The organism is Marinicella gelatinilytica, from assembly GCF_026410405.1.
Taxonomy (GTDB): domain Bacteria; phylum Pseudomonadota; class Gammaproteobacteria; order Xanthomonadales; family Marinicellaceae; genus Marinicella; species Marinicella gelatinilytica.
This window is the reverse complement of the sequence record NZ_JAPMLN010000007.1, coordinates 46,524-70,350: the sequence shown is the minus strand read 5'-3', so window position 1 is coordinate 70,350 and position 23,827 is coordinate 46,524. Positions and strand designations below refer to the sequence as shown.

Genomic DNA, 23,827 nt, shown 5'->3' with positions numbered 1-23,827 from the left:
CCCACATGTATCTGGACTTTTTTAATTTAAACAAACCTCCTTTCGCCATTACGCCGGATCCCGCGTTTGTTTATTTAAGTGAAAAACACAATGAGTCCTTAGCACATTTGGTTTATGGCGTAACTCGGGGTGGCGGTGCCGGCTTCGTTCAGCTAACCGGCGAAGTCGGCACCGGCAAAACCACCCTATCGCGGCTTTTTCTGCAACAACTTCCAAAAGATACCCATGCCGCACTCATACTTAATCCCAACCAGTCCGCACAAGAACTGTTGGTGGCTATTTTCCGTGAGTTTGGTCTCTCTACCCATGGCACAGGTAAACAATTAGATGCCATGATAAATCGGCTTAACGAGCAACTATTACAATGGTGGGAACAAGGTGAAAACGCCTTGATAATCATTGACGAGGCTCAAAATTTGCCACAACCGACTTTAGAGCAATTGCGCTTACTGACCAACTTAGAAACCGCTGAACAAAAGTTATTACAAATCATTTTAATTGGTCAACCGGAATTAAAAGACACCATGGCCCGTAAAGATTTACGGCAATTGGCGCAACGCATAACCACCCGATTTCACTTACAACCACTTAACCGGCCAGAAACCCACGCATACATTCGCCATCGCATGGCCGTCAGCAGCTTGCCTGACAACAACAAAAACACCACCGCCCGACAACCACTTGTTCATCACCGGGAAATTTTTACGCAACCGGCTTTAAATGCTGTTTATAGGCACAGCCAAGGCATTCCACGCTTGATTAACATATTATGCGATCGCGCATTACTGGTGGCCTATACCCAAGAAAGTCCGCGGGTGCGTTTTCGACATATACAACAAGCTCAGCGAGAATTACATAATCACACGAACAGCCATTGGTACCTTCGGTTTTTGGGACTCACTCTATTTATCGGTTTAGCAGTACTTTCAGGTTGGTATTTATACCCATCAGAGCAGACCGCACAAACCAAGCCCGAAACAAAACCCGATGCAACAACACAAGTGACAACCATTGATGCACCGCCGGTGAATGTGAGTTGGCAACGTTATTTTAAATTATGGCAACTAGAAACGGGACTGTTTTGGCCGCAATTGGATTGTCCGGATATAACCTTAACCGGCATGGCTTGTTATCACAAACAAGGTAATCTCAGCCAAATTGCAGCCCTTAACACGCCGGTCATATTACAACTCAATAACCAATCAGCCGTGCTATTGACAGGCTTGACAGATCATCACGTCACCATAAGCACACGTCAGGGGCCACAAACACTCAGCCAACGAGATTTGAATGCGCACTGGCTCGGTCACTATCGCGTTCTTTGGCCCATCGCGCCGGCACTCATTGATGGTACAATATCCGAACAACAACAATGGGCTTTGTCAGTGGCGCAGATACTGGGCAATCAACCGGATCTTAGTGAAGCAAACTTAACGCCTTGGATAAAAAACTTTCAACAACAAAACGGCTTACATGCCGACGGCATTATTGGCAGTGAAACCCAGATGGCATTGGCGTTAAAAGCCTATGACGGTCCCCAATTAAACCAACAGACCGCAGCGGTCTCAGATAAAAACGAGTAGTGACATGTCGTCGATTATTGATGCCTTAAAAAAATCAGATGCCAATCGTCCCAGAAAAAACCACGGACATAAGATTCGCATGGATTTGAAAAACCATGACAACAAAAAAAACAGCCGTCTTGGCTTTTATATCATCCTTGTGATATTGATCATGTTAGTGGCTGCAGTTTATCTGCAAAAACCCACCAGCTTCTGGCAGTATTTTGGCAACACACAACAAAACAACCAACAAACAAAGCAATCAACGACCACCATTGTCGATTCAGGCAACCAAAAACCGGCCGATGAACAGCCTAAAAAATTAAACAAGCCGGCACCTAAACAGGTGCTAACAGCCGCTAAAAATCAACAAACAAAAGCCACACAAATTGCCGCAAAATCACCCGCAACGACCGACACCCAGACCGAACAGAAAACAGCTCTTAGCAATGAACCAAACGCACCATCAACTGCAGCCAACAAACCGCCGCAGACAGAAACCATCGAACTAAAAATTGACAGTGCAGCTGCCAACAACGAAAAAGTCCAGGAACAAATCGACCAGCAACTTGATGCCACCCCGATGAAAAACAAACAAGCCATCAACCAACCTGAAGTCAAAAAAGACAACAGCAAAGCAGCCGATAGCATGCCGCAATTATTCGAATTACCCTTTGCCATTCGCAAAGATCTACCGAAACTAACACTCAGCGTGCATATTTATGACCCTGTGGTTGAAAACAGAATGGCCATCATTAATGGTATTCCGGTACATGTGGGTGACACCTTCGAAGAACTGTTAAGTATTCAAGACATCACCCAATCAGGTGTTGTGTTTCGCATCCAAAACCGAGATTTTATCGTGCTCAAGTGATTAACTTTTCCAATCTAAAACCCCGTTATGTTCCGTATATATCTGCGCTGATGTTTGCGGTTCTTGTGCTATTTTTAGTGATGATGGAAGCCACTGAGCTCAAGCAAACTTTGATTAATTATTATGCCATTCACACCAATGAATTCTGGCCGGACATTCAACGTCAACCATTGGAACTACTGCGATTGTTTACCGCTCTTTTTCTCCACGGTAACTGGTTACACTGGCTGATCAATGTATCGGCATTCGTGTTATTGGCTTTCGCCATTGAACGCGTCATCGGCGCCCAAAAATTTTTATTTATTTTCTTGGCTTCGGGCATTGTCGGTAACATCGCTGCGGCCTTGGTCATGCAAAATCAGGACCACATTCTTTTAGGTGCCAGTGGTGCTGTTTCAGGTTTAATTGGTTTGTGGCTGGTGCTATTCCCGCGCAAAAAAATCAACTTTGTGATACCCATTGGTTTATACTTAGAAAAGACCTCTATGCCGTTATCGGTTATCATTTTCTTTTGGCTGTGTTTTCAACTGCTTTTACACTTTCAGCCTAATATTCACTATAACATTGCATGGATGAGCCACCTCAGCGGCTTTACAGCTGGTTTTTTGTTGGCATGGTTTGTAAAATAGAAGCACCGCTTACTTGAGAGACTAATGAGCACAAAGCAACCTTTATTCAGAGTCAGTTTTCATCACCGAGATAAATTATTCGAACTGTATGCTAAATACATCAACAGTGAAGATCTGTTCGGTTTTATTTCGCTCAGTGATTTGGTGTTTGATGTGGCTGCCGGAGTGGTCATTGACCCGGTGGAGGAACAACTAAAAGCTGAGTTTAAAGATGTCGAGGTGTTACACATCCCGCAACATCACGTGGTGCGAATAGAGCAGGTTAAACAGAAAAAAACCTGTCGCATTAAACGCCTACACAACAATGAAATGATGAGTGCCGTTCCATTTGGTAAAGGTTCACCGAAATGACTCAAGCCAATATACTGATTGTCGATGATGAGCCTGATATTCGGGAATTAATTTCTGACATATTAGCAGATGAGGATTACCGCGTAACCACGGCAACCAATGGTCACGATGCCCTAAAAAAAATCAAAGCCAGCACCCCTGATCTGGTGTTACTGGATATTTGGATGCCGGAAATGGATGGCATCACCTTATTAAAAAAATGGCATGAAAGCGGTGCCATGCCTTTTGCCGTTGTCATGATGTCAGGCCACGGTACCATTGAAACAGCCATTGAAGCCACAAAAATGGGGGCCGCTGACTTTGTTGAAAAACCCATTTCACTGGCCAAACTATTACAGACCATCGAAACCACACTCAAGCAACACCAGCAAGTTAAAAACCTGCAATCACAACAACCTCAATGGCAAATGATGGATCCGGTGGGTAACTCAAAAGCCGCTGTGGCATTACGGGAAACCCTTAAAAAATTAGCCAAAACTCAACACAACGTTTTGCTTTACGGCGATGCCGGCACCGGCAAATCCACCACAGCTTTATTAATACACCATCACCGTCATCACAATAAATCTGTCACGCTGTTAGATAGCTTAAGCTTAGATGAGGACAACATGGATGCCGCCTTAGCACAACACAGACCGGACTCGGCCAGCAGTTGTGTCATTGCCAATATTGATTGTTTAACCGGTCCTTTACAACAAAAGCTATTAAGCCGATTAAAACAATGGCAAAAGACCCACCAACACAATCGAACGCAGGTTTTAACCACCAGCCAACAAGACTTAACCTTACTGATTGAACAAGGTGATTTTAGCCGTGATTTATACGATTGCTTGGCTGAGTTTGTCATCTATTTACCACCGCTACAGCAACGCTCAGAAGATGTGCCGGAACTATTAAATTTTTATGTTAATCATCTACCCGACATCGAGCAAACCCCTTACCGTAAATTATCGGTGGCCGCACAAAACTACTTGCGTCACTATGAATGGCCGGGTAACTTAAGAGAATTAAAAAACCTGGTCAGACAACTGCAATTAGCCGGTGGAGAAACCGAAATCCAACAATCAGAGGTGGAATCCTTTATTGAGCAGAATCAACAATTACTCAACAGCAGTTCCCACCAAACCCGATATGATTTAGAATTGCGCGAAGCCCGAGAAGAATTTGAACGCGATTATTTACTCTATCACTTACAGAAAGTCGACGGTAAAGTGGGCGATTTAGCCAAAATATCCGGCATGGAGCGCACCAATCTATACCGCAAATTACGCGCTTTAGACATTAATCCTAAGAACATCAGTTCATCATGAAAATTATCATACTCGGTGCCGGCCAGGTCGGTTCATCGATTGCTAAGCATTTAGAAAAAGAAAACAATGACATCTCCGTGGTTGATGTTGATATTAATTTGCTCAATGAATTGCAACAGGATATGGATATCAGAACAGTGCATGGTTTCGCTTCCCATCCTTCGGTATTAATCCGCGCCGGTGCCGCTGATGCAGATATGGTGGTGGCTTTAACCAGTTCCGATGAAGTCAATATGGTGGCTTGTCAGGTTTGTTACAGCTTATTTAATACACCCACAAAAATTGCCCGTATCCGCGAAGCCGAATATGCCAATCACCCGGAAATGTTCGAACATGAACATGTACCCATTGATTTTCACATTTCTCCGGAACAACTCGTCACAAAACACATATATGGCCTGATTGAATATGAAGGCGCTTTACAAGTCATGGAGTTTGCTCAAGGCCGAGCCAAATTGGTGACCATTGAAGTGGTCAAAAATGGCCCTTTACTTGATCAACAACTGCGCGAATTTCATACACTGCTGCCGGAAGGTGCGGATGCCCGGGTGGCGGCATTGTTTCGAGACGGTAAAGCCATTGAACCGGTGGGTGATACTGTTTTACGCCTGGGTGATTTGGTGTTCATTCTGGCCGCCAAAAAACACATCCGTAAAATCATGGAGGCCTGGCATAAAACCACCCGACCAAATTATAAAATTATGATTGCCGGAGGCGGCCATGTGGGTTTCAATTTAGCCAAAGCTTTAGAACAAGAACATTCTGTCAAAGTCATTGAATACGGCAAAGAACGTTCCGCCCATATTGCCGAAGAATTGAATAAAGCCCTGGTGATTCGCGGTGACTGTACTTCTGAAAGTCTTTTGCGAGAGGAGAACATTGCCGGTACCGATATTTTTTGTGCTTTGACCAATGATGACCATTCAAATTTATTATCAGCTTTATTGGCTAAAAAAATGGGTGCCAAAAAAGTCATTACCCTAATAAATAAAAGTAATTATTCTGAGCTGATTGAAAAAGATACCATTGATATCGTTATTTCTCCACAACACATCACCATTGGCGGCATTCTCGCCCATGTACGGGGTGATTTTACCGCACGAGTTCATTCATTGCTCGATGGTGCAGCCGAAGCATTGGAAATCAAAGTCGCCGGTGACAGCGCCACATCGAATGTCATCGGCCATAAAATCAAAAACCTCATGTTACCCGCCGGCTGCGCCATTGGCGGCATTATTCGTGACGGAGAGGTGCTGATGGCGCACCAGCAAGAAGTGATTAAAAATGCCGACCACCTGATTATTTTTGTGACCAACACCAAGAATATTAATGATCTAAAAATTCTTTTTGAAGTGGATGCCTCTTACTTATAAATTATGAACGCTGCCATCGTACAAAAGATAATCGGCATTCTATTACTGATGTGCAGTTTAATGATGTTGCCACCGGTTTTGGTGGGCTTGATATATCAAGATGGTGATATCTGGCCCTTTATTGAGGGTTTTGCCGCATTAGTTGTGATTGGTGGTGTGTTGTTTTTACCCAACCGCAAATATACGGCTAATTTAAGTATTCGCAGTGGCTTTCTGGTGGCAGCGGCTTCATGGATTATTGTCGGTTTGGCCGGTGCTTTACCCTTGTATTTATCGCACAATCCGGAGTTGTCGTTAACCGATTCGGTGTTTGAGTCCATTTCCGGCTTAACCACCACCGGCGCCACCATACTGACTGACATCAATAACTTGCCCCATGCCCTAAAGTTTTATCGGCAACAATTACAGTGGTTTGGCGGTATGGGTATTATTGTATTAGCGGTGGCGGTACTGCCGATGTTACGCATTGGTGGTATGCAAATCTTTAAGGCTGAAATTCCGGGGCCGATGAAAGATCAAAAGTTAACACCACGGATTACCGAAACAGCCAAAGCCTTGTGGTACATTTATTTAGGCATTACAGTCATGTGTATCATTAGTTACTACATGGCAGGCATGAATATGTTTGATGCCATTTGTCATGCTTTTAGCACCATATCCATTGGCGGATTTTCCCCTTATGATGCCTCATTTGGTCATTTTAACAATGCCTTATTGGAAATGTTGGCGGTCTTCTTTATGGCAATTGCGGGTATTAATTTTGCTTCGCATTTTGTGGCCTGGAAAAGTGCATCCATTAAAACCTATATGACCAATACCGAAGTCAAAGTGTTTTTGGCTTTTTTAGCCGGTGCTTCCTTATTAACAGCAGTACAACTCTACATGACCGGCACCACAACAACCTTATTTGAGTCGTTGCGGGAGGGTACTTTTCAAGCAGTCTCCATTGGTACCACCACTGGATTTACAACTGAAAGCTTTTACTTGTGGCCGGCGGCTTTACCGATTATGTTGATGATGTTCGCCAGTGTCGGCGGTTGTGCCGGTTCCACTGCCGGTGGCATTAAAGTAATTCGTATTATTCTTCTGTTTAAAATGAGTATGCGTGAGCTGTATCGTTTGATTCATCCTCATGGCAAATTCCTGATTAAGGTTAATGGCAAAACGGTTAATTACCGAGTACTTGACTCAATTTCAGCCTTTTTTGTCCAGTTTTTATTTTTGCTGATTGTTTTTACCTTATTACTTTCTATGTTTGGCGAGGACATCGTGACATCCTTTTCTGCTTCATTATCTGCACTCACCAATCTGGGTCCGGCATTGGGTGATGCCGGACCCCATTATGCTGAAGTACATGATGGTGCAAAATGGGTACTGTCTTTGGCCATGGTATTTGGCCGGCTGGAATTGTTTACCTTATTTATCTTAATGATTCCAAGCTATTGGGAATATTAAACACAGCCTAACCGGCCGATCGCAAAAACACCACGCCATAGACCTGATCGACGCCCGCTTTTTTCAAACTGGCCGCGGCTGCGGATAAAGTTTGACCGGTGGTCAATACATCATCCACTAACAAAACAGATTGTGGTAAATCATTGTGTTTTACAGTAAAAGCATCGCGAACATTTGCACGTCGTTGTTTTTCAGGTAAGGTCGCCTGCATGGCGGTGTATTTGTTACGCTCAAGGACATTTGTTAAGACTTGACGGCCACTAAAACCAGCCAATAATCGAGTCATTTCAAAGGCTTGGTTGTATCCCCGTGTTCGTAAGCGACGGCGATGTAATGGCATCGCCATTAACGGCCAATCAACCGCAATGTCTTTTATCACCGGCTGTAATAATTCCGCCATGGCACGGGCCCAATGCAAATGACCGGAAAATTTCAAAGCCATCACCCAGTCACTACCCGGTGGCTGATAAATTCCCGCACACTTAATATGATTAAAAGCCGGTGGTGCTTTACGACAATCTGGGCAGCGTAAAGTGCCATGATGATTGGCTTTGGGCATTGGTTTAGCACATTGTTGACAGCCATATTCCGGTGGCTTAATCAACGTCTGACATTCCTTACATAACAGGGTTTGAGTATGGCAATGACAGACAACACAGCGACTCATGACATGGCTGCCAGGTTAATCCTCAACCAACTCAGAGGCCGTGGCTAAATCAACACTCACTAACCGCGATACCCCGGCTTCTCGCATGGTAACACCCATCAATTGATTGGCAATCTCCATGGTCACTTTATTATGGGTCACGAATAAAAATTGCACCTTTTCTGACATGTCTTTCACCATTTCTGAGAATCGGGTGACATTGGCATCATCCAAAGGCGCATCCACCTCATCCAACAAACAAAAAGGTGCGGGATTTAAATTAAATATAGCGAACACCAAAGACACCGCCGTTAACGCTTTTTCTCCACCTGATAGCAACTGAATACTGGATACCCGCTTACCCGGAGGACGCGCCATTATGGCCACGCCGGTGGTCAATAAATCATGGCCGGTTAATTCCAAATAGGCATGGCCGCCGCCAAACAAACGTGGAAATAATTGTTTAATGTGGCTATTAACAGCTTCAAAAGTTTCTTTAAATAAAGTTCGGGTGTCCTTATCGATACGGGCAATGGCTTGTTCCAGGGTATCCAATGCTTGGCGTAAATCCTCATCCTGCTCATCTAAATATTGCTTCCGTTTTGATTCTTCTTGGTACTCATCAATGGCAGCCAGATTGACCGGTTCCAAGCGCACAATATGGCGATGAAGCTGCTCCATTTGTGTTTCTTTTTGTTGCACCAAATCAGCCACCGCATTGTCTGCCACCGCCATGTCTGCCACCACAGACTTTGGTTCATAACCCAGATCTTCTAATTGTTCAGCAAAACCGTCGGCCTTCAGCTGATTGGATTGACGTTCTAATTTAGCATTTTCCAAAGCAGAACGAGCGGTTTCAATGTGTTGCTGATGACTGGCCCGTGACTGCTCCATGGCTGTCAATTCAGTTTGTAAATCAAGTACCTTTTGGGCTTGGTCATTGCGCTGCTGTTCAACCAAAATGCGTTGTTTAATTAAATTATCCAAAGACGTTTGTTGGTTGTCAGCAGGGTTTGATTGCTTGTTTAATTGTGACAGCAGTTCATCTCTGCGTTTCTGTAAATGACGAATGTTATCGGCTGCCCGCTGCAAACTTTGATTAAGGGCTTGCACTTTATTATCCGCCGCAGAATGACTTAAGCGGCATTGATAAAATTGTTCAGAAATATCATTTAATTGCGTTTTTACTTGGTCATAGTCTGCGTTTAATTGCTCCTGCTGTTCAGCCAAGACAGTTTTTTCAGCCTGTAATTTTTTCATGGCATTAAGCGCGGTTTGTAACTGACCTCGAGAAGCATGTAAGGCTTTTTCATCCTCAGCCATTTGCTGTTTTAGCGCCTGTACTTCTTGGTTTTTTTGATCAGCTTGTTGTTGTTCACGTTCAATTAAATGTTGTTTCTGTTTGACTTGACTGTCAAGTTCCGACAACTTCCGGTGCGCCATGTTGACGTCTAATTGTAGTTGTTCAATTTGTTGATTAATGGTTTGTCGAGTTTCTTGCCGTTGTTGTAATGTTGCTTCTTGTTCAGCAATAACCTGTTGTTGAGTTTCAATATCCTCAATTAACTGTTCAATTTGTTTTTGTCTCAATAAAAAGTTTTCTTGGGTACTGCCACGGTGTACCGTTAGCCAATCACGGCCAAACCAATCACCTGTTTGAGTGATTATCGATTCACCATCTTTTAGTTTTTGGCGCTGGTTATTTAGCTGCGACAAATCACTGCAAATTTGTACATTATTTAACCAGTCAATCACCACATCCGGTCCTTTTACATGCTGTGCTAAACGGCCACCAAGGGCCTCGCTGCCCTGTGTGCTGGCATGCACGGCGGTCATCGTTCCAAATCGCCAATCAGCTAATAATTGGGTTAGATCATGATGGTCAGTCACCAGCGCTTGTAAACGTTCATTGAGCACCGTTTCTACGGCATTCTCCCAGCCGCTGTCAACTTTAATTGCTTGCGCCAAACGGGTTTGAATTTGGCTTTGCTTTTGCTGTAACCAATCATTTAAGTCGGCATTGTCTTCAGAAATGGCCGCCTTTTGTAAGGCTTCTAATGAACCTTTTTGGCCTTTGATTTGATGAAGTTGTGTTTTATTGTTGTCAATGCTTTGACGTAAATCTGAGAGTGCTTGTTCATTGTCTTGTTTCTGCGCCTTTAAATCATCCAATGTTGCTGAATAGTGACTTAACTTGTCCTGTTGTTTTAGTTGCAAATCAGACAACTCAGTTAATTGCTGCTGCCAGGTTGATATTTCTTCAGCAGAATCAGTTTGGCTCCTATTATTAAGTCGCTCCACCTGCCTAACCATAGCGGCTTCCAGAGAGGCTATTTTGGTTTTCTCAATATCGGCCTGTCTTTGTTGTTCGTTGATGTCATGTAATAAGGCATCCCATTTTGACCGCCATTGCTGAAGCGTCATTTCATGATCTTCGGTGGTTTCTTTCGCTGCATCCAACTGTGCTTGTAACATTTCCATGCGCGGTTGCTCAGCCTGTAATATTTTTTGTTGCGAGGCAATGGCCGCTTGATCATCCTTTTGCTGGCGCTGTTGTTGCTCAATGTCATATTCGGTGGCCGCTAAATCCTGCTGGTTTTTTTCAGACAGGTTTTTAGCGTGGCTGATGGCTTGTTCGATTTTGCCAATTTCGGCATTAATTTGATATAACTGCTCTTGGAAACGATTTTGTGCATCACTGCTTTGCTGATAGGCGTCTCGTTGTTGGGTGATGTTTTTTTCACTGTCCGTTAAGCCCCGTTTGGTTTTTTCATAAGCGGTTTGTAACTGGGTAATATTTTGTTGGCCTAATTCCGCTTGTTGCTGCCACTGCTGCCACCTCAGAGCCAATACTTCAGCTTTTAATTGTTTGGATTGCTTTTTTATGTCCGTATATTTTTCAGCATTTTTGGCTTGTCGTTTTAAATGCTGAATGTGTTTACCCACTTCAGTACGCAAATCATCAAGTCGTTCCAGATTTTCACGGGTACGCAGTATTCGACGCTCCGTTTCGCGGCGACGTTCGCGGTATTTAGAAACACCGGCGGCTTCCTCAATATAGCCACGTAAATCCTCAGGTTTGGACTCCACGATATTGGAAATCATGCCCTGTTCAATGATTGAATAACTACGTGGACCCAGGCCCGTGCCTAAAAATAAATCGACAATGTCTTTTTTCCGACATTTACTGCCATTGAGAAAATAATTAGATTGCGCGTCGCGATTTACTTGGCGTTTAACGGATATTTCATTGTAACCACCATACTCCCCTTGAATTTGACCATCACTGTTGTCAAACACAAGCTCAACGGTCGCCATGCCCACCGGTTTACGGGTGGCGGAACCGGAAAAAATCACATCGGTCATGGCACTGCCACGTAACATTTTGGCAGAGGTTTCACCCATCACCCAGCGAACCGCATCAATGATGTTGGATTTACCACAACCATTGGGGCCGACAACACCAGTTAAATTAGTGGGTAACACCACTTCAGTGCTATCAACAAATGATTTAAAACCGGCTAATTTTATCTTTGAAAGTCTCATGAAATGTTTTTTGCTTGCTTTCTTTTTTATTTTTCGGTATGGTCAGCGCCCTTTATTGTAATGGAAGTTTATCATGACCACCCAACCTTCAGATCGATTAGAAACGTTCCCAAATCCTAATCCAAACCGGGATTATACCATCATTATGGATATCCCTGAATTCACCTGTTTATGCCCTAAAACCGGTCAGCCTGATTTTGCCACATTAAAGATTGAGTACACACCTGATGATTTGTGTATTGAACTGAAGTCACTGAAGTTATACATGTGGACTTTCCGTGAGCGCGGCGCTTTTCACGAAGCCGTGACCAATGAAATTCTGGACCATTTGGTCAATGCCATTGACCCGCGCTGGATGAAATTAACCATGAAATTTAATGTCCGTGGCGGCATATACACCGACGTGGTGATTGAGCACAGCAAATAAAAAAAGGGCTATCAAAGCCCTTTTCTCTGTATTGAAGTCTGCTTATACTTGAGATTGTAAGTAGTTTTGTTCACCTATTTTCTCAATAAGCCCAAGCTGGGTTTCGAGCCAATCCACATGCTCTTCTTCGGAATCTAAAATTTCCTGGAACAAGTCGCGCGAAATATAATCACGGATTGATTCTGCGTACTCAACACCATCCCGTAAATCCGGTATGGCATCTAATTCCATGGCTAAATCACAGCGCAACATTTCTTCAACGGTTTCACCGATGCGTAACTTTCCTAAATCCTGTAAGTTGGGTAAGCCTTCCAAAAACAAGATACGATCCATGAGGATATCCGCATGCTTCATTTCATCGATGGATTCCTCACGTTCTTTAGCAGCCAATTTACTAAAACCCATGTCTTCCAACATCTTCGAATGCATGAAATATTGGTTAATGGCGGTTAACTCGTTGTAAAGAGCCTTATTAAGCATCTGAATAACTTTTTTATCACCTTTCACGTCGATAAACTCCTGAAATTAAAAACATGTTTAGTTTATCATTTTCATGCTGCGAATGCTGTGAATACAGCGAAATTTATAGGAATTGGGTGGTTAAGCGAATTGGGTTTTCTGTGGGGATAAAACTTGTAGAAAATCATGTTGCAGCGTTTGTTGGCGCAAAATATCTTCGGCCATATCCGCACAACTACCGCATCCAGTGGTGGCACCGGTTTCAGCGGCTAATTTAGAGATGGTATTGACACCTGAACGGGCCGCTTTTTGAATGTCTTTTTCGGTAATACCGTGGCAAATACAAACGTACATAATCATTGTGTTTCTGAATCAATGGCTATTTTAATCGCCAATGATAATGATTGTCAACGTCTAAATGCGAATCGTTTACACTATTAGATTAAACCATTATTCCAGCATTTCTTCACCGGCATTGGGGTCATTGTAAACATCTTCATCAAATTTACCGATTGACTTAGCCACAATACAAGTCACAGTGGCATCACCGGTGACATTAACGGCGGTTCGGGTCATATCCAATAAGCGATCGACACCTAAAATGATACCAATGCCTTCTATGGGCAACCCCACCTGTAACAACACCCCTTGCAACATCACCAAACCCGCACTGGGCACACCGGCGGTACCAATCGATGCCATGGTCGCCATAAGCACCACGGTGACCAATTGCCCCCCGGTCAAATCCAGGCCATAGGCATTGGCAATAAAGACCGTTGCCACACCCTGCATAATGGATGTGCCATCCATGTTAATGGTGGCACCAAAAGGCACGGAGAACGAAGCCACAGAATTTTCCACACCCAGCCGTTCCGTGACGGTTTTATAGGTCACCGGAATGGTGGCATTGGAACTGGAGGTGCCAAAAGCAAATGACAGGGTACTGCGCATTTTACTGAAAAAGATACGTGGGCTTAAACCTGACAATACTTTTAACAAGGTTGGGTAAACCACCAGAGCATGGACAAATAGAACAATCAAAACTGTAAAGAAATAACCACCCAAAGCCAACACCGCATCAAAGCCCAGTTCAGCGAATACTTTGGCCAAAATAGCCAACACCGCAATCGGTGCAAATTCCATAATCACCATCACCAATTTCATAATAACTTCGTTAAAGTCTTTAAAGAAACTGATGACTTTTTGTCCGGCATCACCGGCCTTACCGGCGCTGTAACCCAATAAAATGGCAAAGATAATAATCGCCAACATATTACCGTCTGCCATCGCTTGTACCGGATTATCCAAGATGCTTAAAATAACTTCTGTAAAGCTACGGCCTTCAGCTGCCACATAATTCACATCTGTGGGAATTTCAGCACCACTGCCAACGCCAAATGTGATGGCTAAGGTCAGCGCAATGGTGATGGCGGTGGCGGTGGTAAACAGGTAGAAAGCCAATGTACGACCTCCCAAAGAACCCAGCATCGCCGGTTCACGTAAGGCGGTTGTGCCACAAAACAGGGACACAAACACCAACGGCACAACCATCATTTTCAAGGACAGTATAAATAATTGACCGACAATATAAAATAATCCATTAATAACATAGTCATCAATAAAGCCAACTGATTTTAAATTGGTGACATTGAGTGCAATGCCGATAACGGCACCAATGATCATGTAGATAATTATTTTTCTGGTTAAATTCATATTTTTATGTGTTTAAAGAGGGTTATGCCAACGGTGGGCATCGGCTTGTCGCCAATCCGCTTCCCACATAGCAGGTCGGTTTTCATCATCCAATAAAATTCCGGCTTCCAGAGTCGGATATAGTTCTTCATAGTTTCTCACCAAAGAACCTTGTACCCGCTGAATAATATGATGCGGCTTTAGTTCATCGAAGGACCGCAATCCCGCTGCGGCCAGTAAATCAATCATATTTTCCAGCATTTTACAGTGATAGCGGGCCACGCGCTCAGCCTTATTCTCAACCACCAGGCCTTTATTTCGCGCCGGATCTTGGGTGGTGATACCGGTGGGACAAAACCCTGTATCGCACACACGTGCTTGGATACAGCCTAAGGCAAACATCATACCACGCGCTGAATTAACGGTATCAGCACCCAGTGCCAGCGCTTTAATCATATGAAAAGCAGAGATAATTTTACCGGCAACAATGATTTTCAGGTGAGGTCTTAATCCGGTACCGATTAAAGCATTATTAATGTAAACCAAAGCATCTCGCAGCGGTGTGCCCACTGAATTGGTGAGCTCGATGGGCGCCGCCCCGGTACCACCTTCACTGCCGTCTATGGTAATAAAATCCGGCAAAATACCGGTTTCAACCATGGCTTTACACAAAGCTAAAAATTCATACTTTTTACCTAAACATAATTTAAAGCCCACCGGTTTGCCGCCAGATAGGTCGCGCACTTTGGCAACAAATTGCAATAACTCAACGGGCGTGCTAAAGGCACTGTGACTGGCCGGAGACTCCACCGTTTTGTAGGGCTCAACATGACGAATGGCAGCAATTTCAGGCGTGACCTTACTCCCTGGTAACACGCCGCCATGACCGGGCTTGGCACCTTGTGATAATTTTATTTCAATCATTTTCACTTGATCCCGGGTGGCTTTTTCAGCAAACAGCTCAGGATCAAAATGACCATCTTTATCACGACAACCAAAATAACCGGAGCCGAATTGCATGGTTAAATCGCCACCATGTTTCATGTGATAGGGACTAATACCACCTTCACCAGTGTTATGCGCAAACCCGCCTCGCTTGGCACCTAAATTCAAGGCCTCAATGGCATTATGCCCCAAAGAACCGTAACTCATGGCCGAAATATTTAGCAAAGAGGACTGATAAGGCTGTTTACAATCTTTTCCACCGATGGTCACCCGTGGATGGTAATATTTTATCTTCGCCGGTGATACCGAGTGGTTAATCCACTCATAACCATTGGCATTGATATCGATAATGGTACCAAAAGGCCGGGTATCACGCTGCCCTTTAGCACGCTGATAGACCAAAGAACGATGCTCACGGTTAATTGGGGTTCCGCTCAAGTCATCTTCAATAAAATACTGCTGAATTTCTGTGCGAAAAGACTCCAATAAATAGCGAAAATGTCCCAGCACCGGATACAAACGGCGAATGGTTTGTTTGGTTTGGAACATATCGATCAGACCCAAAACACCCAAAGGCGCCCAAACAATAAAAAACCACCATGCCCCCGGCCAAAATTGTGCCCAGACAACAGTTAACGTTGGTATCACCAGCAGTAATACCAGAAATTTTTGTCTAACAGTCATGTTTAAAACCTTTTAATAACCCAATACACCGGCTCGACACCGCTGTTGATTAAATCGCTGTGCGCGCCGGTACGTTTGTTCCTAACTTGTGGGTCGATGTAATACGGCACCCCTTCAGCGGGAATAACTTTCACCATAATAAGTTCACCTTTGTGACGATATTCTTCGACGATCTGGTCTTTTTTGATAATGACACTAACCTGGTTATCCTTAGGCTTGTCAGCCTTAACATGATCCAAAAGAATATTTGAATCGGCTTTCTCGGCATTGTGGTGTAACGTATTTTCAGGTTGATTCTGCGGTGATTGTGCCACAGCATGTCCGCTTAAAACCAGAATCATTATCAGCACATGTAAACGCATGGGGTTCTCCAAATACGAGGTTAAGATGATTGCAGCTCATGATACAATGGACCTCATCAATTTTAAATCAATTTTATGGTCAAGTTCGCAGCCAAATATCTCAACAGCTTATTTTTAATCTTAATATCACTAATACTGGTCAGTTGTGGCGGTGACCAGGTCAACAAAAATGATCAGATCATTGCACATATAAAAGCCATGGAAACCGCTGTTGAAGATAAGCATGTGGATAATTTTATGACACATGTTGCTGATAACATTCAAACCGAACGTGGCTGGGGTAAAAAAGACATTGAACGCATGCTTCGCTTACGTTTGATGCGCCGTACTTCTGTACACATTCACCCGCAACTTAAAAATATCGAATGGCTGAATAATGGTAATCAATCGGCACAAGTTGAAGTGGTTGTGGCCATGGCTGCCACAGCCTTTAATGTCGCGGATTTGGCAAAAATTAATGCTGATTTAATGAAATTTCAGGTGACTTTTGAGCGACATAATGATGACTACCGAATCACACATGCGCGCTGGCAACCTGCAAGGCCTTTGGATTTCTTATAACTGTCTGGTCTCAACACTGATCAACGCCGCAATCATATCCTGATTTGACGGGCTATCCGCAATAACCACCTTATGAAAACCCAAATCTTTGGCTATATTACTAATACGCTCGGCACCACTGATCAGTGGCAATTCACAGATTTTTGTTTTTAGATTATCGGGGCATTGTTGCCAAAAATGTTGCAAAATCAGACCACTGGTGGCTGTTAGCACCACAGATTTTTTTTCATCTAATGATTGTTTCAGTGGTTCAAAATCAAGACTTAACGGCACCCGTTGATAGGTGTTGATTTGCTGATAGTGTATTTGCTTATCAATACAATAACGTCTCACTAAATCCAAGCCACCGGCAGCTGTAAGAATCACTAAATTCTCCGGCCGATGGTGATCCAATAATGCCATCATGCCGGCGGAATCCTGAGATGCTGGTGTTAAAATCGGCTGATCAAAGTGTGCTTGCCAGTAATCTGCCACACCTTCACCCACGCCCATCACGGTGGTGTTTTGGGACAAGGTAAAATCCGGTTTCAATAACAGCAAATGCTTAATGGCGTTACTGTTAAAAATAAGCAACAGCGGCGCCCGTTCTGCCTGCGCCAGTTGCTCCGGGGTTACTTCAGTGTTTGTTTGAACCGCAAAACAAGGCATCGACAATGTTTTATAACCGGCTTGTTGATAATCATGTTGAGCCGCTGGAATACGATGCTGAGGACGAGAAAGTACAACGGTGGTCATGCCTGCTCACTCAATGCCAAAACTTCTTTTGCGCCTTGTGACAACAGGTCTTCAGCCACCACCCGCCCCAGGGACTCAGGATCATAACCTTGTTGTTGCGCAGTCAACACCTGTTCACCATCGGGGCTGAATACCGCTGCTTTTAAATGTATGCTGTGATCGGCCAAAGCTTCCGCATAAGCGCCAATGGCCACAGAACAAGAACCTTCCAGGGTTAAATTTAAAGCCCGCTCAGCACGAATACACAGCCATGTGTCCGCATGATTTAACACCGACAACGCCGCAGCGAGTTCAGTGTTACTGGCTAAACACTCCACACCAATGGCACCCTGCGATACCGCCGGCAGCCACTGAGGTGCCATTAGTCGTGACGCAATGCGATCTTCAAATCCCAAACGAATTAATCCGGCTGACGCTAATACAATGGCGGCATACTGACCGTCATCGAGTTTCTGTAAGCGGGAATTGACATTGCCACGCAGCGGTTTAACTTGCAAATCCGGTCGCACAGACAATAACTGGGCCTGTCTGCGCAAACTGGAAGTTCCCACCACAGCGCCTTCCGGCAAGTCCTTTAAATCTCGATAGTGATTGGACACAAAAGCATCACTGGGATCCGCCCGCTCAAATACCGCACACAACTGAAACTCAGCAGGCATTTTCGCCGGCACATCTTTCATTGAATGTACTGCAATATCTGCATCACCGGCTAACATGGCCTGTTCCAGCTCTTTTAAAAACAATCCTTTACCGCCTAATTTACTCAAAGTCACTTCCAAACGGCGATCCCCTTCAGTGGTCATCGGCAACAACTTTGTCTGAAAATCAGTTTGAGATTCTATGGCAGCCGCCACATGCTTGGTTTGCCATAAAGCCAATGCCGAATCACGGGTGGCTAATGTAAGGGTCTTTTTATTCATAACTATATATGTTTTTTTACTTCTGTAAGTTGTCGTCGACTAATCGGCGGCCTAATATCAATGTGTTTTAATAACGCTACGGCAGAATGATTGTTATCCATGTCTACACCTCGTAAATAATGAATATTCACCAGCCAGCTGCGGTGTATTCTAATGAATTGTCGATAACAATTCGCTATTTCAATCAAACTTTGATCCAATAAATAATGGCGATCACTTAAATAGGCTGTGACATACTTATCTTCTGCCTGTAAACAAATTATATTGTCCACCGGTACCCGTAACAGTCGACCACCCTGTTTAACACTGAGATAAGCCTGTTCACTGACTTCAACCCGTTGCAACGCTTCTTGCAAACGGTCACTGGCAACCGGTTTTAATAAATAATCCACAGCCTTAACATCAAAAGCCGGTAACGCAAATTGCTCATGAGCGGTTAAAAAAATGATGGCTGTTTGTGGAAAATCTCGGCTGATAATTTGAGCCGCTTCCATACCATCCATTACCGGCATTTCAATATCCAGAAAAACCACGTCAGGGTGTTGCTCCGCGACCAAAGACAACGCCTGCTCGCCATTATTAGCGGTTATTATTTCGTGTGAACCCAAATGCGCTAACAAGCCCGCCAATCTTCGCCGTGCCAAAGGTTCATCATCTACAATTAGAATGTTCATAACGGTATCATCACCAGAACCTGAAAACAACCGTCATTGTGGTCGGTTGTTAAACTCGCTTGATTGCCATAATGCAGAGCTAATCGGGCTTTAATGTTGGCCAATGCGGTGCCACTGCCACTTTTGACCCGATCAGGTGTAAACGGATTGCGAACCGATATCCGCATTGAATCATTCTGTTTTGTAATGTCCAAATTGATACAACCACCTTCCGCTAAATGGGCAATACCATGAATAACCGCATTTTCAATTAACGGCTGAATGGTCAACAAAGGTATTGATTGCTTTAATAAACGTCCATCCACTTGCTGCTGATACTGTAAACGTTCTGCCAAACGCAACCTTTCTATGGCTAAATATTGATTCACCCATGCCAACTCTTTTTCTAAGCTGGTCATATTCTGACTTCTTTGCGTAAACGCTTTTCTAAATAAACCGGATAAATCCATCACCGCTTGCTCCGCCGCCGGCGGATCAATGGCAATTAAACCTGCAATTGAATTCAAAGAATTATATAGAAAATGGGGCTTAATGCGAGCTTGAAAAGCACTCATTTGCGCCTCCGCCAACGCTTTAATTTGTTGTTGCCATTGGTTTTGAACATAAAAATAACGCAGTAATAACACCATGGTCAAAACAGTGGCCACCACCACCTTAACAATGGTCAGCAAGCCATCAGTCACATAGTGGAACATTAAAACCCGATCAACCCACAACAAAAACGCCGTGAAAAAAGTGGTAACGACAATGGTCAGTATTAAAACCAGTACCACACCGGACATCGCTGGTAATTGATTGAGTCGCTCTCGGAATAATACCAATAACAGAACCAAGCTTATTGCTAATAATTGTGCCACAAAACTTAACACCGCCAGTTGATTGAGATAACTAAAACTCAAATTGAGAAAACTCAGTGAGTAAACCAGCACCACCATTTGGGTGATCACCACCACCGTAAAAACCGCTAAAGGCTGTGACAAATCCATAAGCCACTTATGGTTGCGGATTTTTGATGGTCTGTTTTCAGGCTTAACTGTTGGCATAATGCCTATGGACTCCGAAAATCATGAAAAAACTGATCAGATTGTTTGCAATTTCAGCTATTTTATAGAAAAATGACCACGATTAGTAATTTGTTCCTCGGTAAACACCATGACAACTCGATTTATCATATTTTTACTGGCACTGATGTGGTCGGCCTTCGCCGCTGCCGGTGAAGTTATAAACGAGCCTGAACAAAGCAATCAATGGCTACCTGTTAGCAGTTCCATCAGCGCTGACGATACCCAAGAGAAAAAATCCGTTAATAAACAGTCCTCGGCTAACGCCAAAAAAGAATCCGCCACCAAATCTAAGCGCTCACGCTTAGGTGGCATGTTTGATTTGCTGCTTCCCTCAGGCCTCAGAGATAATCAATAACCATGTCCGACCGCAACGTAGCGGCTTTTAATAATTTTCTGCACCAAAACATTCCACTGGTTCGCTTTATGCAACTGCAGTTAATCAGTTGCTCAGAAAACAAACTTACCGCTAAAGCACCCACTACCCCCAACCTCAATGACAAACAAACCATCTTCGGTGGCAGCAGCAGTGCGCTTATGACTGTCTGCGGTTGGTCACTAATTAAATTTAATTTAGAACAAAGAGGTTTTAACAACGATGTGGTGATTGCCAACGCCCAAACCCGTTGGCACAAAGCGCAAAATGACGACCTAATAATCAGCGCACAGGGTCAGGTTCATTGGCCCGATATAATCGCTGCCATAAACAACCGACAGCAGCCCAAAATAACGGCAGACGCGCAGGTCATAAACCAACGCAAGCAAATCTGCACCAACATGTCTGCCAGCTATGTGATTCTCAATCAAGTCAAGGGATGATTAATTTCATTCAAAACCATTGTTGCCATTGCCGTTGATTGTTATGTTTGATTTAATGGTTGCTTGAGCAGAGACATTAATCACCGGTGAAGTCAGCTCAATGGTATTATCACCCGATCCCGCAGAACATCCGCCGGTGGCGACATTATTATTGGCTGCCACCACCGCATCTGCAAATGTACAGGTGGTACCATCAACGTTAATGGTGGCTGCCTGGAGACCCGTTAATTCCAACAGCAAAGCCGTAACCAACGCTGTTTGTTTAATACAGTGATTTGTTGAGCGGTTGTTTGCCATGTTGTACCTCTTTTTTAAACAAATGAAATAATCTCAACCATCATTATGAAATAGCGAAGACCATTTATCAGGACAACTGCAGGACATCACATGTCGTTTAAGGACAACTGTGTTACGAAGTGAAAACAATGAAAAAATATATTTCCGATGCTTTTAAATTCAAAAATCTTTTTTAAGTTCAGTTAGGCGTTTTTTGAGCACATTGAGAGGCTCATGCCAGTCACCGGCATTTTCTTGTCTCAATAGCTTAGCGGTTGGATACCATTCGCTGATATCACCTGACTCATGCCAGCGCCAATCGGCGTTTTTACACAGTAAAATCCAGGTTTTTTTACCCAAGGCCGCTGCCAGATGGGCGATGGCGGTATCCACTGAAATCACCAGATCCAGCTGATCAACCAACGCCGCTGTGCGGGCATAGCCGGGCAATTCCGGCTCTAAATCAATGATATTGTGTTGTTTAAGTAAATCACGCTCATCATTACTTAACGGCATTTGTAAGGAATAAAACTGGGCATCTATGTCTTCTGTTAAGGCCAGCAAATCTGCCAATGGTATGGCTCGATTTGACTCGTTAACATGGGAGGCTGCTCCAGACCAAGCCAAACCAATTTTACGCTGACCTTTGAGTTCACTGACCACCGCCTGTTTCGGGATCTCAATATAACGTTCCGGTGCCGGCAAATTCTCCAAAGTAATACCTAAATACTGCGGTAAACTCATGAGTGGACAATAGACATCAAATAAATCTTTATCCAAAGCGCCGGGGATACGGCTTTGACCCACACCGGGAATCTCAGCCACCAAGGGAGCCAGGTTTTCCGGTCCAAAATAAATTATCTCTTTACAACGCTCGGCCAGTAACGGCAAAAAGCGCCAGAACATAATGTGATCACCATTACCTTGTTCTGAATGCACTAAAATGGTTTTATCGCTGATGTCTTCACCTTGCCATTGCGGCTTATCGGATTTAAAAGGCACGAACTGCGGGGTCTGCCACCGCCATTCATATTCCGGCCAACCTACCGTATAATTTCTTTGTTTCAGGAGTAATTTACCGCGGTTGTAATGGGCTAAGGCAAACTGTTGATCGGTGGCGATGGCCTGATCAAAATATTGCATCGCTTGATCATCTTCCCCCAATTCTTGATAAGCATAACCCAATGAATTCATGGCTTCGGCATTATCGGGATGCTGTCGCAGAAGCTTTTCTAATTGCTCAATGGCCTCATGCCACTTTTTGGCATCCAGTAAACAAACACCGTATTGCTGATTGGTGACTTGGTGATTGGGGTGCTGTTTTAGTACCTCTCGGTATAAGTTTAACGCGTTCTCTAAATCGCCGTTTACATGCGCCCGAGAAGCCGCTTCTAACGGGGCTTGAACCGGATCGACCGGTGCCAGGTTTTTGAGCACTTTGTCCGGTAACTCATAAGAATTCGCCAAAAACGGGCTTTGGCCATCTTCAATCGCGGCAAACTGATGTGGCAACACTTTAATCTCAAAGACCTCTTGCACATTACCTGTAAACACTAAAAATGCCACGATTTGACCCGATTGTGTATCCACCACCCAGACACCACTTTGTCGTTCCTCTACACGCTTGGTTAACGGTAAACCGGCAAAGGTCGAGCTTTCGCGAATTTGTGACAAACCAATAATGGCATAACGCTCAATAAAGTCGAGACCTCTGGTAAAGCCGGGTAATTCAGCCACCACTTCCGGCGCTTTGCCTTTTTCCATGCGCATTAACTGCCCGGAACCGGATGATAAAAACCACAAGGCATTTTTATACCATCGGGGTGAATGGGGCATACACAACCCATCGACCAGCACGTCATCGGTGATGATATCCATAATCTGGCCACCGGAAATTTTATTTTTCCGCCAACCACCGGGTTCATCGGATGCCCCCAGCATACTGACATAGCGCGGAATACCATCACGAAAACCCAAACCATTTAAGTGACAGCGATCGGTTAAATCATAGGCTGAAATAAACGGCGGTCGCCATTCAGGTTTAAAACTGTGGTCATTATCCAAGGTTGCCAAGCAAGACATTTTGGTATTAATAAACCACAACTTATCATACTTGTCGTAACCCATTTCGTGAATATCTATGGCGCCTGTGACATGATTTTTACGTGGTAAATAACAGGCATCGACTTGATCACCCTGTCCCACTTTGGGACCCACGGCAGCTAAATTACGGAAGGTGGTAATGGAGGCGGCACCACCCACAGCAAATTCATTGTCACGCTTAGCTATACCCATAGGCCGATCAAAAGCCATAAAGTGGGTGTTAATACCCTGGCCTTGGGGCCGAATCATTACTAATTGGCCGGCTTGATAAGTGGATACCAAAAGGTTACATCGGCCTAAAGTCAGTAATTCACGAAAGGAATCGGTGGATTGGCTGGAAAAAATTTCAGACATAAGAATCCC

24 protein-coding genes are annotated in these 23,827 nt (G+C 44.1%); 11 read left to right on the top strand and 13 right to left on the bottom strand.

Annotation, left to right across the window (positions count from 1 at the left end):
* Positions 1-5 precede the first annotated feature (5 nt).
* The 7 genes from OS173_RS06235 to OS173_RS06205 are packed head-to-tail and all read left to right on the top strand — an operon-like array spanning position 6 to position 7,554.
* Positions 6-1,583, top strand: a complete 1,578-nt coding sequence (locus OS173_RS06235; RefSeq protein WP_267183413.1) for an AAA family ATPase — start codon at positions 6-8, stop codon at positions 1,581-1,583.
* A 4-nt stretch (positions 1,584-1,587) separates the two neighbouring features.
* A complete protein-coding gene (locus tag OS173_RS06230) occupies positions 1,588-2,436 on the top strand; it encodes a general secretion pathway protein GspB (RefSeq protein ID WP_267183412.1) in 849 nt (282 codons plus the stop codon).
* Positions 2,437-2,486: 50 nt separating this feature from the next.
* Positions 2,487-3,065 (top strand): rhomboid family intramembrane serine protease, encoded by a 579-nt coding sequence (locus OS173_RS06225; RefSeq protein ID WP_267183411.1) that lies wholly within the window; start codon positions 2,487-2,489, stop codon positions 3,063-3,065.
* Positions 3,066-3,089: 24 nt separating this feature from the next.
* Complete coding sequence (locus OS173_RS06220; RefSeq protein ID WP_267183410.1) at positions 3,090-3,416, top strand: DUF1820 family protein; 327 nt, start codon at positions 3,090-3,092, stop codon at positions 3,414-3,416.
* Positions 3,413-4,726, top strand: coding sequence for a sigma-54-dependent transcriptional regulator (locus OS173_RS06215; protein ID WP_267183409.1), 1,314 nt, complete (start codon positions 3,413-3,415; stop codon positions 4,724-4,726). Before OS173_RS06220 ends, OS173_RS06215 begins: the two co-directional genes overlap by 4 nt.
* The gene (gene trkA / locus OS173_RS06210) at positions 4,723-6,099 is read left to right on the top strand and encodes a Trk system potassium transporter TrkA (RefSeq protein WP_267183408.1); all 1,377 of its coding nucleotides are present in this window, start codon (positions 4,723-4,725) and stop codon (positions 6,097-6,099) included. Before OS173_RS06215 ends, trkA begins: the two co-directional genes overlap by 4 nt.
* A 3-nt stretch (positions 6,100-6,102) precedes the next feature.
* Complete coding sequence (locus OS173_RS06205; RefSeq protein WP_267183407.1) at positions 6,103-7,554, top strand: TrkH family potassium uptake protein; 1,452 nt, start codon at positions 6,103-6,105, stop codon at positions 7,552-7,554.
* A gap of 7 nt (positions 7,555-7,561) precedes the next feature.
* On the opposite strand, the gene OS173_RS06200 is transcribed toward OS173_RS06205, so the two are convergent.
* Positions 7,562-8,221 carry a ComF family protein gene (locus OS173_RS06200; protein ID WP_267183406.1) on the bottom strand — a complete coding sequence of 220 codons (660 nt, stop codon included), beginning with the start codon at positions 8,219-8,221 and terminating at the stop codon, positions 7,562-7,564.
* A 15-nt stretch (positions 8,222-8,236) separates the two neighbouring features.
* A complete protein-coding gene (gene smc, locus OS173_RS06195; RefSeq protein WP_267183405.1) occupies positions 8,237-11,746 on the bottom strand; it encodes a chromosome segregation protein SMC in 3,510 nt (1,169 codons plus the stop codon).
* Between the two features lie 73 nt (positions 11,747-11,819).
* Here smc and queF point away from each other — a divergent pair, with 73 nt between their 5' ends.
* Positions 11,820-12,173 (top strand): preQ(1) synthase, encoded by a 354-nt coding sequence (gene queF / locus OS173_RS06190; protein WP_267183404.1) that lies wholly within the window; start codon positions 11,820-11,822, stop codon positions 12,171-12,173.
* A 42-nt stretch (positions 12,174-12,215) separates the two neighbouring features.
* On the opposite strand, the gene bfr is transcribed toward queF, so the two are convergent.
* The 5 genes from bfr to OS173_RS06165 all read right to left on the bottom strand — a co-directional run bounded on the left by bfr (position 12,216) and on the right by OS173_RS06165 (position 16,315).
* A complete protein-coding gene (bfr, locus tag OS173_RS06185) occupies positions 12,216-12,680 on the bottom strand; it encodes a bacterioferritin (RefSeq protein ID WP_267183403.1) in 465 nt (154 codons plus the stop codon).
* A gap of 93 nt (positions 12,681-12,773) precedes the next feature.
* The gene (locus OS173_RS06180) at positions 12,774-12,986 is read right to left on the bottom strand and encodes a (2Fe-2S)-binding protein (protein ID WP_267183402.1); all 213 of its coding nucleotides are present in this window, start codon (positions 12,984-12,986) and stop codon (positions 12,774-12,776) included.
* Between the two features lie 96 nt (positions 12,987-13,082).
* Entirely contained in the window at positions 13,083-14,345 is a 1,263-nt protein-coding gene (locus tag OS173_RS06175; RefSeq protein WP_267183401.1) for a dicarboxylate/amino acid:cation symporter, read from the bottom strand.
* Between the two features lie 12 nt (positions 14,346-14,357).
* Positions 14,358-15,953, bottom strand: a complete 1,596-nt coding sequence (locus OS173_RS06170; protein WP_267183400.1) for an FMN-binding glutamate synthase family protein — start codon at positions 15,951-15,953, stop codon at positions 14,358-14,360.
* A 2-nt stretch (positions 15,954-15,955) separates the two neighbouring features.
* Complete coding sequence (locus OS173_RS06165) at positions 15,956-16,315, bottom strand: DUF2782 domain-containing protein (RefSeq protein ID WP_267183399.1); 360 nt, start codon at positions 16,313-16,315, stop codon at positions 15,956-15,958.
* Between the two features lie 75 nt (positions 16,316-16,390).
* Here OS173_RS06165 and OS173_RS06160 point away from each other — a divergent pair, with 75 nt between their 5' ends.
* Entirely contained in the window at positions 16,391-16,876 is a 486-nt protein-coding gene (locus OS173_RS06160; RefSeq protein ID WP_267183398.1) for a hypothetical protein, read from the top strand.
* Here OS173_RS06160 and OS173_RS06155 read toward each other — a convergent pair.
* The 4 genes from OS173_RS06155 to OS173_RS06140 are packed head-to-tail and all read right to left on the bottom strand — an operon-like array spanning position 16,871 to position 20,248.
* Positions 16,871-17,611, bottom strand: coding sequence for a uroporphyrinogen-III synthase (locus tag OS173_RS06155; protein ID WP_267183397.1), 741 nt, complete (start codon positions 17,609-17,611; stop codon positions 16,871-16,873). The two genes, OS173_RS06160 and OS173_RS06155, sit on opposite strands and share 6 nt — an antisense overlap.
* Positions 17,608-18,531: a hydroxymethylbilane synthase gene (gene hemC, locus OS173_RS06150; RefSeq protein ID WP_267183396.1), complete on the bottom strand. Its 924-nt coding sequence runs from the start codon at positions 18,529-18,531 to the stop codon at positions 17,608-17,610. The genes OS173_RS06155 and hemC overlap by 4 nt, the downstream gene beginning before the upstream one ends.
* A 2-nt stretch (positions 18,532-18,533) precedes the next feature.
* Positions 18,534-19,205 (bottom strand): LytR/AlgR family response regulator transcription factor, encoded by a 672-nt coding sequence (locus tag OS173_RS06145; RefSeq protein WP_267183395.1) that lies wholly within the window; start codon positions 19,203-19,205, stop codon positions 18,534-18,536.
* Positions 19,202-20,248, bottom strand: coding sequence for a sensor histidine kinase (locus tag OS173_RS06140; RefSeq protein ID WP_267183394.1), 1,047 nt, complete (start codon positions 20,246-20,248; stop codon positions 19,202-19,204). Before OS173_RS06140 ends, OS173_RS06145 begins: the two co-directional genes overlap by 4 nt.
* A gap of 109 nt (positions 20,249-20,357) precedes the next feature.
* On the opposite strand from OS173_RS06140, the gene OS173_RS06135 reads away from it, so the two are divergent.
* Complete coding sequence (locus OS173_RS06135; protein ID WP_267183393.1) at positions 20,358-20,624, top strand: hypothetical protein; 267 nt, start codon at positions 20,358-20,360, stop codon at positions 20,622-20,624.
* Positions 20,625-20,626: 2 nt separating this feature from the next.
* Positions 20,627-21,085 (top strand): YiiD C-terminal domain-containing protein, encoded by a 459-nt coding sequence (locus tag OS173_RS06130; protein ID WP_267183392.1) that lies wholly within the window; start codon positions 20,627-20,629, stop codon positions 21,083-21,085.
* Between the two features lie 6 nt (positions 21,086-21,091).
* On the opposite strand, the gene OS173_RS06125 is transcribed toward OS173_RS06130, so the two are convergent.
* Positions 21,092-21,382 carry a hypothetical protein gene (locus tag OS173_RS06125; RefSeq protein WP_267183391.1) on the bottom strand — a complete coding sequence of 97 codons (291 nt, stop codon included), beginning with the start codon at positions 21,380-21,382 and terminating at the stop codon, positions 21,092-21,094.
* Positions 21,383-21,541: 159 nt separating this feature from the next.
* Positions 21,542-23,818, bottom strand: a complete 2,277-nt coding sequence (locus OS173_RS06120; RefSeq protein WP_267183390.1) for a TIGR03032 family protein — start codon at positions 23,816-23,818, stop codon at positions 21,542-21,544.
* Positions 23,819-23,827 lie beyond the last annotated feature (9 nt).